This window comes from Victivallis lenta (assembly GCF_009695545.1).
Classification (GTDB): domain Bacteria; phylum Verrucomicrobiota; class Lentisphaeria; order Victivallales; family Victivallaceae; genus Victivallis; species Victivallis lenta.
The window spans coordinates 40,947-57,488 of sequence record NZ_VUNS01000033.1; the positions used below are offsets into that span (position 1 = coordinate 40,947).

10 protein-coding genes are annotated in these 16,542 nt (G+C 63.7%); 8 read left to right on the forward strand and 2 right to left on the reverse strand.

The genetic code is table 11. From position 1 onward, the window contains the following. The first annotated feature begins 1 nt into the window (after window position 1). From FYJ85_RS20025 to FYJ85_RS20045, 5 genes are read left to right on the forward strand one after another with little or no spacing between them, the layout of a single operon-like run. Window positions 2-1,420 (forward strand): ABC transporter permease, encoded by a 1,419-nt coding sequence (locus tag FYJ85_RS20025; protein ID WP_154420505.1) that lies wholly within the window; start codon window positions 2-4, stop codon window positions 1,418-1,420. After that, on the forward strand, window positions 1,417-2,676 hold the full coding sequence (locus FYJ85_RS20030) for a hypothetical protein (RefSeq protein WP_154420506.1): 1,260 nt from the start codon (window positions 1,417-1,419) through the stop codon (window positions 2,674-2,676). Before FYJ85_RS20025 ends, FYJ85_RS20030 begins: the two co-directional genes overlap by 4 nt. Beyond that, the gene (locus FYJ85_RS20035; protein WP_235903245.1) at window positions 2,676-3,536 is read left to right on the forward strand and encodes a DUF58 domain-containing protein; all 861 of its coding nucleotides are present in this window, start codon (window positions 2,676-2,678) and stop codon (window positions 3,534-3,536) included. The genes FYJ85_RS20030 and FYJ85_RS20035 overlap by 1 nt, the downstream gene beginning before the upstream one ends. Beyond that, complete coding sequence (locus tag FYJ85_RS20040) at window positions 3,533-5,272, forward strand: BatA domain-containing protein (RefSeq protein WP_154420508.1); 1,740 nt, start codon at window positions 3,533-3,535, stop codon at window positions 5,270-5,272. Before FYJ85_RS20035 ends, FYJ85_RS20040 begins: the two co-directional genes overlap by 4 nt. Next, window positions 5,269-8,043: a VWA domain-containing protein gene (locus FYJ85_RS20045; protein ID WP_154420509.1), complete on the forward strand. Its 2,775-nt coding sequence runs from the start codon at window positions 5,269-5,271 to the stop codon at window positions 8,041-8,043. Before FYJ85_RS20040 ends, FYJ85_RS20045 begins: the two co-directional genes overlap by 4 nt. Here the strand turns inward: FYJ85_RS20045 and FYJ85_RS20050 are convergent. Beyond that, on the reverse strand, window positions 8,002-10,113 hold the full coding sequence (locus FYJ85_RS20050; protein WP_154420510.1) for a DUF6311 domain-containing protein: 2,112 nt from the start codon (window positions 10,111-10,113) through the stop codon (window positions 8,002-8,004). The genes FYJ85_RS20045 and FYJ85_RS20050 overlap by 42 nt on opposite strands. Then, entirely contained in the window at window positions 10,110-11,084 is a 975-nt protein-coding gene (locus tag FYJ85_RS20055) for a LacI family DNA-binding transcriptional regulator (RefSeq protein ID WP_106052605.1), read from the reverse strand. The genes FYJ85_RS20050 and FYJ85_RS20055 overlap by 4 nt, the downstream gene beginning before the upstream one ends. Before the next feature lie 203 nt (window positions 11,085-11,287). On the opposite strand from FYJ85_RS20055, the gene FYJ85_RS20060 reads away from it, so the two are divergent. The 3 genes from FYJ85_RS20060 (at window position 11,288) to FYJ85_RS20070 (ending at window position 16,216) form a co-directional block, all read left to right on the forward strand. Next, window positions 11,288-13,756 carry a beta-mannosidase gene (locus tag FYJ85_RS20060; RefSeq protein ID WP_154420511.1) on the forward strand — a complete coding sequence of 823 codons (2,469 nt, stop codon included), beginning with the start codon at window positions 11,288-11,290 and terminating at the stop codon, window positions 13,754-13,756. Between the two features lie 19 nt (window positions 13,757-13,775). Then, complete coding sequence (locus FYJ85_RS20065; RefSeq protein WP_154420512.1) at window positions 13,776-15,173, forward strand: serine hydrolase domain-containing protein; 1,398 nt, start codon at window positions 13,776-13,778, stop codon at window positions 15,171-15,173. A 266-nt stretch (window positions 15,174-15,439) separates the two neighbouring features. Continuing rightward, on the forward strand, window positions 15,440-16,216 hold the full coding sequence (locus FYJ85_RS20070; RefSeq protein WP_154420513.1) for a helix-turn-helix transcriptional regulator: 777 nt from the start codon (window positions 15,440-15,442) through the stop codon (window positions 16,214-16,216). Window positions 16,217-16,542 lie beyond the last annotated feature (326 nt).

Sequence of the window (16,542 nt, forward strand, 5' to 3'; positions counted from 1 at the left end):
GATGGCAAAGGCGGTCAAGCGGGAGTGGAGCGACTGGCTCAATCCGGTGCTGGTCAAGGAGATCCGGCAGTATTTCCACAACTTCGGCATTCTGGCGGTCATGGGCGTGCTGCTCGTGGTCCAGCTGATGATGCTGGTGGTCATGCAGTATCAGGTTTCCGAATCGCGCAGCGCGTTTTCCGACAGCGGCGCGGTGATGTTCGGACTGGTCGCCGGCAGCATGGGGCTGGCGGCGTTTCTGGTCTGCGCGTTCGGCGCGATGCTGCGCTTCACGGGCGAGCGGCGCGACCGGGAGCTCGATTTCTCGTACATCACGGTCATCACTCCGAACCGGATCATCTGGGGGAAGCTCCTCGGTTCGCTGGTCATGATCGTCTTCATCTATGCGCTCTGTCTGCCCTTCATGGTCATCGCGTACTTCCTGCGCGGCATTGCGATGGGCGATATGTTCCTGGTCGCGCTGGCCATGCTGCCTCCGCTGCTGGTCGCGACGCAGGCGGGCATACTGGTCGGTTCGGCCGGCAAGCGCTGGCTGATCGGCGTATTCTGCCTGGCCATGTTCTTCTTCGGCCAGCCGGCGGCGCTCTTTTTCGCCGCTTTTCTGTGGGGATTGTTTCGGGGGACGGATTCGGTCGGAGCGATCATCTTTCTCTGGTGCGTTTTCTGCGCGATCCTGCTCGGGCTGCTGTACGCCCTGAGCGTGGCGGCGGTCAGCTCGCGTTTTTCGAACCGGATGCTTCCGGTCCGGCTGTTTCTGGTCGGAACCTTCGTCTGTTCGCCGCTGATCGGGCTCGGCGTCGCGCTGGCCGGCGACATGACGGCCGATATCGGGAAGGTGATGCTGGTTTCTCTGACGGCGGTCGGCTCGACGGTTGCCGCGCTGTGCGCCACGCTGGCGGCGTTCGAGCGGCTCGACCCCGGTGAGCGGGTCAGGCGGCAGCGGCCGCGCAATCCGGTCGGCCGGGTCTGTCATGGTCTGGTTTCAAGCGGCGCCTGGAGCGGCATCCTGCTTGCGCACCTGCTGCTGGCGGTTGCCGCGCTTGCGGTGTTTTTCGCGTACCGGCTGGACTCCGCCACCTGGTTCGACGCGTTTTTCTGGGTTTCCGGCTGCTCTTATTTCCTCTTTTATGCGAACATTGCAATCTGGGCGGCCGGGAACTGGAAGGTTCTGCCGGGGTGGTGTTACTGGGCGTTCACCGTCATCGCCTTTGTGGTTCTGCCGCTGCTGCTGAGCGGAATCGTCACTCTGGCAGGCCGCCATGATGTGGATGTCATGCTGCTGACCACGCCGTTCTGCCTGATCAATTCCAGCGGCGGCGGATGGATGCTTCTGTTCGGCCCCGCCCTGGCGGCGGGGGCGCTGCTGCTGGCCGGGTTTGCCCGGCTTTCACGGCCGGCGGAGGGCGGGAGGAGATCATGAGCAGACACGCTTACGGCGACGGCTGGAATTTCTGGGTGGTCAAATACCTGCGTCAGATGCGGCACGATTTCGCGCTGCCGGTTGCAGTGATCATTCTGCTGGTGATTGAGTTCATCATCTTCCGGAGCTTTCTCGGGCAGCGGCATTACAGCCCGCAGTGGCCGTGGTGCCTGATTTTCATGTCGGTGCTGTGCGGCGTCGGTACGACGCTCTGCGTGGCGATCGGGTTCGCCGGGACGTCGTTTTCGATCGGAGGCATGCGGCCGGGACTTTCGCACTTCATGGGCTTTTCCCCGATGGATGCGAATGCGCTGTTCCGCGGTTTCGTGCTGAGCCATCTGCTGACCTTCGGGGTGCTCGCCGGCAGCTGCCTGCCCATCTGGCTGACCGGCTGCTATTTCTTCCCGGAGCGGGCTTTGACGATTCTCGCCTGGATTTTCGATGCGTATTTCCTCACGCTTTTTCTGCTCCAGCTCGACAGCCTCCGCTGGGCCCGGGCCGATCTGATGGTGGCGCTCAGCACGCTCCCGGTCATGCTGTTCGACTGGATTCACACTTTTTCGGACTGGACGACGGTGCTGCTGTTCGGGATTCTCGCGGCATGGCAGCTGCTGAACTTCCGCGAATCGCTGTGTCCGGCGGCCGGTGTGCAGGAGTGCCGGATGCGGTTCGGGCAGCTCGTTCTGCTGCTGGCCGGCTGGGGCATGCTTTTCGCGCCGTTCCGGGTCCGGGTGCCTCTCCTGATCGGGATGGCGACGGCCGGGGCGCTGGCGTCGATGGGCGGCGCGCTGAACCGGATTCCGCAGCGGCAGCTTGAACAGCTGCCGTCTCCGGCCTGGCGCCGTTTCGGAGCGTTTCTGGCCTATGGCAGTTCGGCCGGGGGCTGGTTCTGGTGCTGGGGCGTCGCGCTGGCGGCCTGGCTGCTGCTGCCGGAATTCGATTCGCCGTATTTCTGGCGGTTTCTGGTGAGCTGGGGCCTGGCCTGGGCCGAGGTCGGATTCCTGATCGTCGGCTGGGCGGCGCGCCGTTCGCGCCGGAATGTTTCTGCGTTGCTGTACCATATCTCGATTCCGTTCGGGCTTTTCGTCGTCGCGGCTGCGGTTGCGGTCATCTCCGTTGCGACGGGGAGTTCGGGCGAAGCGGTGTTCCGGGACGCGGCGATGGCCGGCTGGGCTGCCGCCGCGCTGCTGTTCCTGCCGCAGATTCCGCGCATTGTGCGGGATTTCCGCTGCTTTATGGGCCGGAGGTGCGATTGATGGACCGTCCGCAGTTCCGCTCCGTTCTCGCTTCGGCGCTGGCCCGTGCCGGCGGCCTCGAGCTGGCCACGCCCCGGATGACGGCCGGGATCGACGGGCGGCGGACCGGCAGGCGCAGCGGCAACGCCCTCGAGTTTTCCGAATACCGCGAGTACCAGGCCGGCGACGACCTGCGGCAGCTGGACTGGGGCGTTTTCGCCCGCAGCGAACAGCTGATGGTCAAGCTTTACAGCGAAGAAGTCGATCCGCGCTGTGACATCGTGCTTGACGATTCCGCTTCGATGGCGACCGAAGAGGCGAAGGCGGCTGCGGCGCTCGGGCTGGCCGGACTGCTTGCGCAGGCGGCGGCCAACGCCGGTTTTTCGCTGGCTGTCTGGCATGCGCGTGAAACGCTTGAGAAGGAGCCGTTCCCGTATCGTCCGCTCGAGTGGAGCTGCGGTGCATTCGACGGCGGCGCGAGCCCCGGCGAAGCGTTCGGCCGTTTCGCAGGCGGTTTCCAGAGCCGCGGCATCCGCATCGTCGTGACTGACCTGCTCTGGCCGGAGGAGCCGGGCCGCTTTCTGCGGCGGCTGGCCGACGGCGCGATGCGGGCGGTCGTCATCCAGCTGCTGACGCGCGACGAACTCGATCCGGCCGTCTCCGGAACCGTTTCGCTGACGGACGCCGAGACCGGCGAGGAGCGCGAGCTGGCGGCCGACGACGCATTGCTTGCCCGCTACCGGCAGCGGCTGGCCCGCCATCAGGAACTCTGGAGCCGGGCGGCCGGAGAGTACGGCGTCCGGCTCATCCGGCTGACCGTCGAGGAGTTCTATCCGGGCTGGGATCTGCAACAGCTGTTTCGCTGCGGGGTGCTGAAATGAACCTGATCACCGGCTTCGATCATCCGCATTTCTTCTATGCGTTTGCGGCGCTCGCGGTGCTGCTGGCGCTCTATTGGTTCTATCGCCGTTCGGTCCGGAAACAGGTTCCGGCAATCTTTTTGTGGGACCGGCCCGAGAGTACGCCGGAAAGTGGTTCGCGCCGGCAGTTCCGCCGGCTGCCGCTCTCGTTTTTCCTCGAGGCGCTGGCCCTGATTTTGCTCGTTCTGGCGGCAACGGCGCCGTTCCGCATGGCGAACGAGGCGTTTCCGGCGCTGGCCGTCGTGCTCGACAACTCATTTTCGATGCGGGCGGAGGGAACGGACGGGGCGTCGCCGCGCTCCCTCGGGGAGGCCGAGCTCGAAAAGCGGCTGTCGGCCCATCCCGGCCGCCGCGTCCTGCTGATTCTGGCCGGGAACGAGCCGCGCCTGGTCTCCGACGGCCGGGAGCGGACGGCTGTCGGCCCGTACTGGACCGCCGACGAGCCTGCGGCCGATCTCGCCGGGGCGCTGGCGCTGGCCCGCAGCCGCTGCCCGGGAGCCGAGCTGCTGATCGTCACCGACCGGAAACCCGACTTCGAATTGGCGGAGGACACCGGCGTTTTCGCCTCCGGCGTTTCGCGCGGCAACGCGGCGCTGGTCAACGCCCGGCGGCGCGCGGGGAAGATTCTGGTTGAGGCGTTGAATGCGTCCTCATCCGAGCGGCGGGTTCGGCTGCGGCTCACGCCGGGCGGCGTGACTGAGGCGGCCGTGCTTGCTCCCGGCGAACAGCGGAAGTTCGTCTGCCGCATCCCCGCCTCCGCCCGCGGCCGCGAGGTGAGTGTGACGCTTGAGAGCGACGGCGACCCGCTCGCGTTCGACAACACGGTCATTCTGCTTTCGGAGGAGCGCCCGCCGCTGCGTTTCGCCTATGCGGCCGATCTCGCCGCCGTTCCTGCCCGGGAGCTCGATCTGGTGCTGGAATCAAATCCCGATTTCACGCGCGCCTCGTCGCCCGAGCTTGTCTTCGGCGGTCTGGAACTCGCGCCCGGGAACTATCACCGTTTTCTCTGGAATCCGGGCGGAGAGGGAAAGGACAGTGTGACGGCGGAGCCTCTCGCGGCGCAGGCCGGGCATCCGCTGACGCGCGGACTCGGTCTTCAGGGCGTGCGCTGGAGCGCGGCTTCCGGCCCGGCGCTGCCCGGAGAAGTCCTGATCCGGCGCGGCGACACGGAGCTGCTGTCGTTCCGGCGGCGGCTCGACGGATACTGCGACATTTATCTGAATCTCGCGCCCGGCGGTTCGAACCTGAGCCGGAGTCCTGTCTGGCCCGCTTTGTTCTGGAATATCGCGGATTTTCTGCGCTCCGAACGGCCAGGGCCGGGCCGGAGGAACTGCCGCAGCGGCGAAATCGTCGAATTCAGATGGAACGGTTCCGATGGGAAGCGCGTCTCGGTCACCGGGCCGGACGGGAGCGTCCGCTCCGTCGCTCCGGTCCGCCGCCGTGTGCTTCTGGCCGGGCTGCCGCCCGGAATCAGCCGGATCGAGGCCGGGAAAGAGAGCTGGAGCGTCTCGGTTTCGGCGCTTTCGGCCGCGGAGTCGGATCTGAGCGGGGCCGGAGAGTTCCGGCGCGCTCCGCTCCAGGTCGCGCAGATGAGGGAAAATCCGCGTTTGCCGCTCGGCTGGATCGCGTTTCTGCTCGCGGCGGCGGTTCTGCTGGCGCATCAATATAAACTCGGTGTGAAACGAGGTGGAGCATGAGTTTTATGTGGCCTGCCGCGTGGCTGCTGATTCTGCCGCTGGCGGCGTTTCTGTACTGGCATCCGTTCCGGAGCCGCTGGGTCACCGGGCTCCGGCTGGCGCTCTATCTTGCGCTCGTGCTGGCGCTTTCGGGCATTGTCGTCGAGTGGCCCGACCGGACCGGAACGCTGATCGTCGCGGTCGACCGCAGCCGTTCGATGCCGGATGACGCGAAAGAGGAGGCTGAGTCGTTTCTCCGCCGCCTCGAGGCTTCGCGTCCGCGCGACTCCCGTCTGGGCGTGGTCGCTTTCGGCGCGGAACCGGTCATCGACAAGCTGCCGGAGTCCCCCGGTTTCGACGGCCTCGAAAGCCGGATTGCGAATCCGGACGGATCGGATGTGTCGGGGGCGCTTGCGCTTGCGCTGCGCCAGATTCCGGCTGATTCGCCGGGGCGCATCCTGCTGATCTCGGACGGGCGCTGGACCGGCATGGACCCGGCTCGCGCATTTGCCGCTGCCGCCGCGCGCGGCGTTCCGGTCGACCTGCGCAGGCTGCTCCGCGCTTCGGCGCACGATCTGGCCATCGCCGGAATCGACGCGCCGATGTCGGCCGCGGCCGGGGAGTTCTACACATTGAACTGCCGGATCGTCTCCCCGGAGCCGCAGCAGGTGACCTGCCGCATCCGGCGCGGCGACGGCGGCTGGATGGTGCGCGAGGTGAAGCTGCACCGCGGCGTCAACTTCGTTTCCTGGCGCGACCGGAGCGATCAGCCCGGCGTGGCGGATTATACGGTCGAGGTTATCGGCTCCGACCCGGCGTCGGACGAACGGCCCGGGAACAACCGGGCGCGGCGGCTGGTCTCGATCGCGGGGCGCAAGCCGGTGCTGCTGCTGTCGGAGTCGCCCTCCGGCAACCTTGCGCGGGTGCTCGCGGAGGCGAAGATTCCAGTCGTCGTCAGGCGCCCGTCCCCGGCGGAGCTGACGGCGCGGAAGCTGGCCGGATATTCCGGAGTGATCCTTGAAAACGTCCCGGCTTCGCGGCTCGGGCCGGACGGCATGTCGCTGCTGGCCGGCATGGTCAGATCCGGCGCGCTCGGGCTGATGATGACCGGCGGCCGCAGTTCGTTCGCCGTCGGCGGCTACTACCGTTCGCCGCTCGAGGAAATATTGCCGGTCTCGATGGAGCAGCGGCAGGAGCTCCGCAAAAATCTGCTCGCTCTCGTCGTCGCGCTGGATCGCTCCGGCAGCATGTCGGCGCCGATCGGGAACCTGACCAAGATGGATATGGCGAATCTGGCCACGCTCGAGGTCTACAGGCTGATGATGCCGCGCGACGAATTCGGAGTCATCGCGGTCGACAGCGCTGCGCATACGGTCATTCCGCTGACGCCGCGCGAGGATATCGTCGGCGGCGAAACCCGCATCCGCAGCATCGAGTCGATGGGCGGAGGCATCTTCACTTATACGGCGCTCCACCAGGCGACGAACGAGCTGATGAGGTCGAATGCGGCGACCCGCCACCTGATCCTCTTCGCCGACGCCGCCGATGCGGAGGAGCCCGGCGCTTACCGGGAGCTGCTGGAGCGCACGAGCCGGGCCGGGATCACGGTCAGCGTGGTCGGGCTCGGCACCGGGCAGGACAGCGACGCCGGTTTCCTGAAGGATGTGGCGCGCCGCGGCAACGGCATGATCTATTTTTCGGACCGCGCCGACGAGCTTCCGCGCATTTTCGCGCAGGATACGTTCCTGATGGCCCGCAATACCTTCGTCGACACGCCGGTCGAGGCCGATTACACGGCGGCGCTGCGTTCGGTCTCGCAGGCCGACTTCGGCCGCTCCGCCGGTTTCGGCGGCTACAATCTCTGTTACGGCAGGGAGGGGGCCGAAATCCTCCTGGTCACCCGCGATGAATTCAAGGCGCCGATTGCCGCGGTCGGGCAGGCCGGACTCGGCCGGGTCAGCGCGTTCACCGCCGAGGCCGACGGGGAGTACACCGGGAGGTTCGCGGCCGATCCGATGGCCGGTACGCTGCTGTCGGCGCTGGCGAACTGGATGCTGACTCCGGAGTCCGGGGGAGACGATTACCTGATTACCCAGCAGCTGACCGACGGTGTGCATCGCATCGAGCTGCATTTGAATCCGGACCGCGAGCGCGATCCGTTCCCGGCTCCGCCGGTCGTCAATTCGGTCGTGACCCGCGGCTTCGGGGCGCCCGAAACCCGGCGGGACGTCTTCACCTGGGTCTCTCCGGACCGGCTCGAAGTCAACCTGCCGCTCGAGGGAGACTCGGTTCAGCTCTGTACCGTCGTCTGGGACGGCAGGCGGCCGGAATCTCTGGCCCCGGCCGCGGCGCTCTATTCGCCGGAGTTCCGCCCGGACGGGGACGCAGTTTCCGGTGCGGATATCGCGGAGCTGGCCGATTCGACCGGCGGCCGTGAGCTGCTGCTGCCGGACGGGCTCTGGGACGAGCTGCCGTCCCGCCTGCGCCGTTTCAACCTGACGCCGTGGATCGCGCTGGCGGCCGTGCTGCTGCTGCTGCTTGAGGTGGCGGAACGGCGGCTCGGGCTGCTTTCGCGCCTGTTCCGGAGGAGAGCGGCGACGGTTTCAGCCGTCGCGGTTGAGGGGAAAGCCGCGCTTTCCCGGGAGAAGCGCAGGAAGCGGGCCGCGGGGACGGAAAAGGCGAAGAATGCGGAGTTCCCGCCGGACGAGCCTCCGGTTCCGCCGACAGCGGAGCCGGAGGAGCCCGGAGATTCACTCGGCGACGCCCTGCGCCGCGCCCGCCGGCGGCGTTGACGGCGGTTCCGGGATGCCCGCGTACAGCCGCTCTCCGAGCCGGAGACAGGGCAGTCCGCTATGTTCGGCCAGTTTCGGGCTCTTGAAGAGATAGATGGCGTCTCCGGGCAGGGGGCGCCCGTCCGCGAGATCCCGCAGCAGCTTGTTACGCTCCGCTTCGGTCCGCCGGTCGGGGCGGGCGAAATAGAAGTCGCCGACCGGGAGTCCCTGCAGCAGCGCCGGGGCGGCCAGTCGGGTCAGCTCCTGCGGCGAACCCTGCAGAATGACGAGGCGGCGCACCGTGTCGGCCCGGTTGCGGATCAGCCGTTCGAGCGGCAGGTTCACCGGGAATTCGACCGGGGCGGCCTGGAACCGGGCGAAACTCTCCCGGACCATCGGCAGCAGGCCCCAGCCCTGGATCGCCAGCAGGAACGCGAGGATTCCGGCGCGGCTCCCGGGCCGGGCGTACCGGAAGAACGCCGCCGCCGCAAGCAGCATGGCCAGATACATCGGCACCCAGATGAACCGGCCGGACGAACGGAAGACACTGCAGAGCTCAGGCAGCGGCGGCGGCAGCGGCACGGTGAAGAGGATCGTGTCGTTCCAGGCGACTTTGGTCGAAACGGCGAAGAGCAGGCAGAGCCCGGCGGCTGCGCAGCTTGCGGACAGGAACTCCCCGGAGACCGGCGGCCGGACCCGGTGTCCGGCGCCTGTGAGGTAAATCGCCAGAAGGACGAGCAGGAGCATTCCGGCCCCGAGAAAGGCCTGTCCCTCGTACTGGCCCATCAGAACCGGCTGCGTTTTCAGGAGGTTGTCCGGCTGGAGCGGGTTGAAGAAGGTGTTCAGGTTGCTGCCGAAGGAGCCGAAGCGCCCGTCCCCCGTGCCGAAGGTGTAAAATCCGCCGGCCGAATGGAAGGCGAGACAGACGGCGCCGAGATAGACGCCGAATGCGGCGGCGAGCGGTTTCGCCCGGCCGCCGTCACGGAGACTCTGCAGCAGCTGCCCGCAGAAGAGGGCGCTGACCATCGCGCCGAGATAGGGGTGGATCAGGAACGTGCAGCTGCCGAGCAGGCACCAGAGGAGCAGCGTTTTCCGGGAGGGCGCGCAATAGAGCCAGAGCGCGAACGCCGCGAGCAGCACCCAGTGCGCCGCGAGCGAGGTGTGGAAATACATGCGGAAAAAGAGCGCCGGGACGAAGACGAAGAAGAGCGTGCCGGCCAGCCAGAGCGCGGTTTTGTTCGTGAAGCGCCGCAGCAGCAGTGCCGCGAAACCGCCCTGCAGCAGAAAACAGCTCAGCCCGAAGAGCCCGAGATACTGGAACCGTTCCGGCAGATAAGCGCGGAACAGTTTGAACGCCAGGGCGAAAAGAGGAATCGAGTCGGTGTAGACGATCGAGGCGTTATGGGGATTGGCGAGCATATCGGTCAGTCCGGGCGGGAAATGCCAGGCCGAGTTCCGGAAGGCGACCCAGCCGAGATAGTGCTGGGTCGGGTCGCCGCCGCCGAGCAGCCAGGCGGTCCGCTCCGGGTCGAGCACCTTCCAGCCGAAGCTGACGAAGAAGGCGGCGCAGCCGATGAGCGTGCCGCAGAGAAAAGCCCGGCGGTATGAACGGCGGTTCCGCCGGCCGGGAAAGAACAGATAGGCCAGCAGCAGCGTCAGCAGCGCCGCCGGCAGCAGGAGGAACGGGCGGATTCCGGTCACTTCGGAGGCCGGAACCGGTTCGAGCCGATTGCCGGTGACCGCGCCTTTGCTGCGGGAGACCCGGAAACCGTCGCGGATGACGTCGAGCCGGTGGAAGATGATTTCGGAAGCATCACCCTCAAGCTCGAACCGCAGCGCAGCGGGGTCCGCCTGCCGTGGAAGCAGGAAGCGCAGCCGGGCGGACTCCGCTCCGCCGATGAACACCTCCCGTCCGAGCACGGCGCCGTCCGGAGCCGTGACGGTCAGAGCGAAGCTGCCGGGGGAACTGCATTCGAAGACGAGCTGCGTATTCCGGCAGAAGAAGAGGTACGCCGCGGCGAGGATGACGGCGATGGCGGCGATTTTCCCGGCGGTGCGGAGCCGGGAAGTTGTGAAGAGGGCGGTGTTCATTTCCGGCCGCCTCCCTTTGCGGCGACGGACTTCGCGGAACTTTCGCGGATCTGCAGCCGGTAGTCGATGAGTGTATCCCCGGCCGGTTCCCCCGCCAGCAGCCGCCGGAACGTTTCGCAGCTCTGCCGGACGAGCTCCTCGAAGTTCTGCTCGATGCCGGAGATGGAGGGCCGGACGAAGCCGGCCGGATTCGGCTGGGTCCACGAGAGCAGGGCGACTTCGTCCGGCACCCGGACGCCGAGGACGTTGAGCGCGTGCAGCGTTTCGAGTTCGAGTCCCTCGTTCACGGTGACGAGCGCCGTCGCGCCGCGGTCGAGCAGGGATTTCACGGCTTCGATCGTGGACGGGGTGCTCCCGGTGTTCGTGGCGTAAAGCTCCGGTTCGAGTCCGTGCGCCGCAAGCTGGCTGCGGAATGCGTTTTCACGGTTCACGCTGTTCCAGTTGGACGGATCGTAAAAGCTTGAGATTCCGCCGAAGCGGCCGATGCGGCGGTGGCCGCGTTCGAGCAGGTGTCCGACGGCGAGGCGTACGGCCTGTTCGTCGTTCGAGCCGACCGTGTAGATGCCGTCGAGGTGGCGCGGGCGCGTATTGATGCAGACCAGCGGCAGGATGTGCCGGTCCCCCCAGTAGCGTTCGAGCCCGTTCTGGGCCATGACCGAGATGGCGCCGCAGAACGAGTGCTCCTCCAGCACGTCGAGCCCGGTCGAACTCAGCACTTCGACCGGGTAGTCGAGACGGCCGAGTTCGGCCGCCAGCAGCCGCAGCACGCTGCCGAAGTAGCCGTCGAACTGGTAGCCCGGCACGATCAGCGCGACGCGGCGGCAGGCGGTGCGGTAACCGGTCCGTCTCGCGCAGGCGAGCACGGACCGGCGCGTTTCAGGCGTGATCCGGGGCGAGCCGTTCAGCGCGCGCGACACGGTGGCGATCGAATAGCCGGTCGCCTCGGCGATCTCTTTCAGGGTTGGGCGCATCGGTTTTTTCCCTGGCTCCTGTGGTTTCCTTGCTTATAGTATACCGGCATTCCGGCAAAATGCCAGCGGATTTTACATTTTTTGCATGAAATAACATTTTGTTTCATGCAATCGGACCGGAAATGCCTTGACTAATCGTTTTTCTTCAATATATTGTACGGCATGGCAGATGAAGTGTCAAAACAACCGTTGGAGATTCTGATATGGGTTCGATGATCGATTTGGGCGGGAGCTGGACGCTCGGCTGCCCGGAATGGAACGGCAGGACGATTGCGGCCGAGCTGCCGGGCGACAACTACAGCGCGCTTCTGGCGGCCGGGATGATTCCGGACCCGTATTTCGGACGGAATGAGGAGCTTGTCCAGGAGTTCCGCCGGTACGAGTGGGAGTTTACGCGCGAATTCGAAGTTCCGGAGGAGCTGCTTTCGAGGCGTTACGTCTATTTGAACTGCGAGATGTTCGACACGTTCGCAACCGTCTGGATCAACGGGAAGAAGGCCGTTTCGACGGAGAACATGTTCGCCTGCTGGCGTCCGGAGGTCAAGGCGCTGCTGAAGCCCGGCGTGAACACGATCCGCATCCGCTTCAAGTCATCCGAGCTCGAGGCGAAGAAGGCGGCTGCCGGGATGCCGTTCCCGATTCCGATGAACTCGTGCAGCAAGGTCGAGAACCTGAATCTGATCCGCAAGCCGCACTGCCACGGCGGCTGGGACTGGGGCATTACGCTGATGGCGGCCGGCGTCTATGCGCCGCTGACGCTCACCGGCGTGGACGGCGGCCGCATCGACGCGGTCTGGACCGAGCAGAAGCATGAGAAGAACCTGGTCGAGTGCACCGCCGTCGCCGAGCTGCACGCCGAAGAACCGTGCCGCACCGCCGTGACTTTCCGCTTCAACGGCGAGGAAAAGACGGTCAACGCTTCGCTGAAGGCGGGGCGCAATCTCGTCCGCGCGAAGTTCGAGGTGAAGAATCCGCGCCTCTGGTGGCCGAACGGCTCCGGCGCACAGGAGCTCTATCCGCTCACGGTCGAAACCGCCGACCGGACGGTCGAACGCATGATCGGGCTGCGTACCATCGAGGTCGTGAACCGTCCGGATGAGTACGGCGTATCGATGTTCTTCCGCGTGAACGGGGTCGATGTGTTTGCGAAGGGCGCGAACTGGATTCCGGCCGATGCGTTCCCGTCGCGCCAGACCGAAGCGCGCTACGAGGACCTGCTCGAATCCGCCCGCCTTGCAAATATGAATATGATCCGCGTCTGGGGCGGCGGCCAGTACGAGAAGGATATTTTCTACGAGATCTGCGACCGCAAGGGACTCATGGTCTGGCAGGATATGATGTTTTCATGCAGCCTGTACCCGTCGACCGAGGCGTTCATTGCGAACGTCATGAACGAGCTCGACTACCAGATTCCGCGGTTGAAGCACCATGCGTCGTTGGCGATCTGGTGCGGCGACAACGAAGTCATCGGTGCGACGAAATGGTATGACAAGGAGCGTGTTTCGACCTATCTTGTGAATTACGACCGGCTGAACCGCGAGCTCTGGCGCAGGGTCGAGGCGCTCGATCCGGAACGCATGTTCTGGCCGAGTTCCCCGTGCGGCGGCCCGAACAATTTCAACGACGGCTGGCACGACGACTCCTGCGGCGACATGCACTACTGGGAGGTCTGGCACGGCGCGAAGGATTTCAGCGCCTACTATTCGGTCAGGCCGCGTTTCTGTTCGGAGTTCGGTTACCAGTCGTTTCCGTCGTTCGAGACGGTCGCGTCGTTCTGCCCGCCGGACCAGTTCAACGTCTTTTCGCCGGTCATGGACCACCACCAGAAATGCGTCAGGGGCAACGCGCCGATCATCGGCATGTTCGGCAAATATTTCCGCATGCCGGAGAGCTTCGGGGACTTCCTCTACCTGTCGCAGGTGCAGCAGGCGCTGGCGATCAAGACCGGCGTCGAATTCTGGCGTACGCTGAAGCCGCGCTGCATGGGGACGATCTTCTGGCAGCTGAACGACAACTGGCCGGTCGCGTCGTGGGCGAGCATCGAGTACGGCGGCAAATGGAAGCAGCTTCAGTACCATGCGAAGCGCTTCTATGCGCCGGTCATCGCGACCGCCTGCCGGGACCCGCAGGACGGGCAGACCCGGATCTTCGCAGTCAGCGACCTGCGGGAACGCTGCAAAGTCACCGTCACGGCCGTGGTCAGCGATTTCGACGGGCTGCCGCAGAAGCGTTTCGAGTTCTCCGCCTCGCTGAAGCCCGGCGAGAGCCGCTGCCTCAAGGCGTTCAAGCCGGCGGAACTGGCCGGATTCAATCCGGAGGAACATTTCATGGAGCTCCGGCTTTCCGCGGAGTGTGCCGACGGAACGGCGCTTTCGTTCGAGAACACCTTCTTCTTCGATGTGTTCAAGCACTGCGCCTTCCGCCATGCCGATGTGAAAACGGCGGTGAAGGCCGGAAAGGACGGCGGGTTCGAAGTCACGCTTTCAACAGACCGCCCGGCTTTCTTCGTCACGCTCGATACGCCCGGAATACCGGGCATATTCAGCGACAATTCGCTGACGCTGCTGCCCGGGGAACCGAAGACGCTCGTGTTTTCGCCGAAAAAGGAAACCACGGCCGCCGAACTCGGCAAGGCTCTGGAAGTCAATTATCTGCGTAAAACCTACAATTGATTGGCAAGGGGAGGGGAACATGAGAAAACTGCTGCCGCGTTCGACGCCGGAGGCGGAGGGGGTCTCGTCCGCCGCGCTGCTCGCGTTTTTCCGGGCGATCGAAGAACTGGATTCCGTCCACAGTTTCATGGTCATGCGGCACGGCCGGGTGATCGCGGAGGGGTGGAAGAAACCGTATGCCCCCGAACTCCCCCATATGCTGTTTTCGCTCAGCAAGAGCTTCACCTCCTGCGCGGTCGGGTTCGCCTGCGCGGAAGGGAAGCTTTCGCTTGATGCGCGGCTGGTCGACCTGTTCCGGGATGAATTGCCGGATCGTTACGACGAAAAGTTCGAGCGTCTGCGCATCCGTCATCTGCTTTCGATGACTTCCGGGCACGATCACTGTGCGATGGACGACATGGAGTTCCGGCCGAACTGGGCCAGGGCGTTTTTCGAGACCGCGCTCGCATATGAACCGGGAACGCGCTTCTGTTACAATTCCGGCGCGAGCTACATGCTCGCCGCCTCCGTCGTGCGGGCAACCGGGAAGGGGCTCCGGGAGTACCTGCGGCCGCGGCTGTTCGACCCGCTCGGCATCGCGCCGCGCTGCTGGGAGCTGTCGCCGCAGGGGATCGAGGCCGGCGGATGGGGATTCAACCTGACCACCGAAGAGATCGCCTCGTTCGCCCAGTGTCTGCTTGAAGGCGGCCGGCGGGACGGGAAGCAGATCATCCCGGCCGATTACTTCAGGCAGGCGACGAGCGTGCAGGCCGACAACTCGATGAACGACCAGCCTGACTGGAAGACAGGCTACGGCTTTCAGTTCTGGCGCTGCCGGCACAATGCATTCCGGGGCGACGGCGCCTTCGGGCAGTATGCGATTGCGATGCCGGACCAGGAGATGGCGCTTGCGGTCACCTCCGGGCTGCGGAACATGCAGTCGATCCTCGACCGCGTCTGGGAGATTCTGCTGCCGGCGGCAGAGGAGAAGCCTGCGGCCCCCGCTCCGGCGGATGCCGCGGCTCTGGCAGAGGCGGTAACGCACTGGGAGATGCCGGTGCTCGGTTCCGCCGGGCGCGTCCTGCCGCTTCGCCGTTACGCCTTGTCGGAGAATGCATTGCAGTTTGAAACCATCGAGTTTGCATCATTCGACGATCATATCGAACTGACGCTCGACGGCGAAACGATGAAAGCCGGTTTCGGCCGCCGGATCGCCAATACGCTGTCGTGGCGGGAGCCGGTGCCGCGCCGGATGGAGGCGAGCGCCCGGTGGAATTCGGAGCGCGAGCTGGAGCTGCTGGTCTCCTGCTGCGAGACGCCGTTTCAGTGGAGCTTCCTGCTGACGGTGGAGGACTCCGGCGTCGGGCTGGTCCGCAAATCGAACCTCCTGTTCCGTACCGGGGAGTGGCCTCCTCTCGCCGGCCACCCATTGGACTGATTTTCAGTTCCGAACGTCCCGAAAGCCCCGGAAACCCGGGGCTTCGTTTTTCAAACCGCCTGCCGGTTTTTTCCATGTGAAATTATAAGAATCGTACATTTTCCTGTTGACATTTGGATACCGGGGATATATTTGTAATGAAGTTGTAAAACAGGAATTCAAATTGAAACCGTTATCGATCGCGCACGGCGTGCATTGAAAGCCGGGCGTGCTCTTCTTCATACGCCATTCTGCCGTATCGACGCAGGAAAACAATCTCCGAAAATATGAAAAAGCGTCAATATAATCCTCAGCTCGCCCTTGTTTATTATTTCCGCGCTCCCACGCGATACAATTTCAGCCCGTTTGCAATTCAGCGAAATAAATTGTATGTGGAAATCCTGGTCAGCGGGGCAGCCAGCTATGAGGGAAAAGTATATCGACGCGGTACAGTATTCTGTCACACCCAGGGAGACATGACACTTCATGACTTTCCCAAGAACCAGCCTTATCGGGTTCTGCTGCTGCTGTTTGAGAATTATAACCGTAGAAAGTGGAATCTTCCCCATATCGGGCAGTGGCGTCACCTTGCTTCGCTGGATTCGTTTGTTCATGACGCATTGGAGGATTTTTATCTCAAGACGGACTCGGATTTGCTGTCCGAGTATCTTTTTACTTCATTGCGTCAGAACCTGCTGACTGTTCCGGATATGACGACGGATCGCAGAGCGGAATTGTCCAGGGAAATCTTTGTTGTAAGAGATAAGCTGGAACATCTGGATGAAGATATCAATTGGGAGGAGTTCTCATTGATTCGTGCTGGATACAGTCCCATTTATTTGAGAGCACTCTTCAAGGCACAGTTCAACATTTCTCCTTATCAATATCGGCTCCGTTACCGGATACAGACTGCGTGCAGACTGCTGGCTGAAAGTACGCTGACCATTCGTGAAATTTCAGGTGAAACCCGTTTCAGGAATCTGGAAACATTTTACCGCGCTTTTAAAAAGCAGACCGGCATGACTCCTGCGCAATATCGTCAGAAAAATTCCTTGCATTCATGAATCCTCCCGTCCGGACCGGGCTGGCCGGTTCCGGATGGTGTATTGATTTTTCTTAATATTCTTAAAAGTATTTATTCATTTTTGTCAATTGATAAAAGACAATTTTGCAGTATAATTAAACATTGTTTTCCATTTAACGGTTCATGGCATGTGAAGCTGAGCAGTGAATAAAATCATGACCGGGAAATGATAAAATCGCAATAACGCCGTGTGCAAGTTTTATTGGTAAAAAACGAAAAAGAGCATGCTTGGGCTATTAATAGCCGAAATATCGATTAAGTTAGGTTAGCTACAACCAACTTAGAAAGGTATTCAAGCATGCTCAC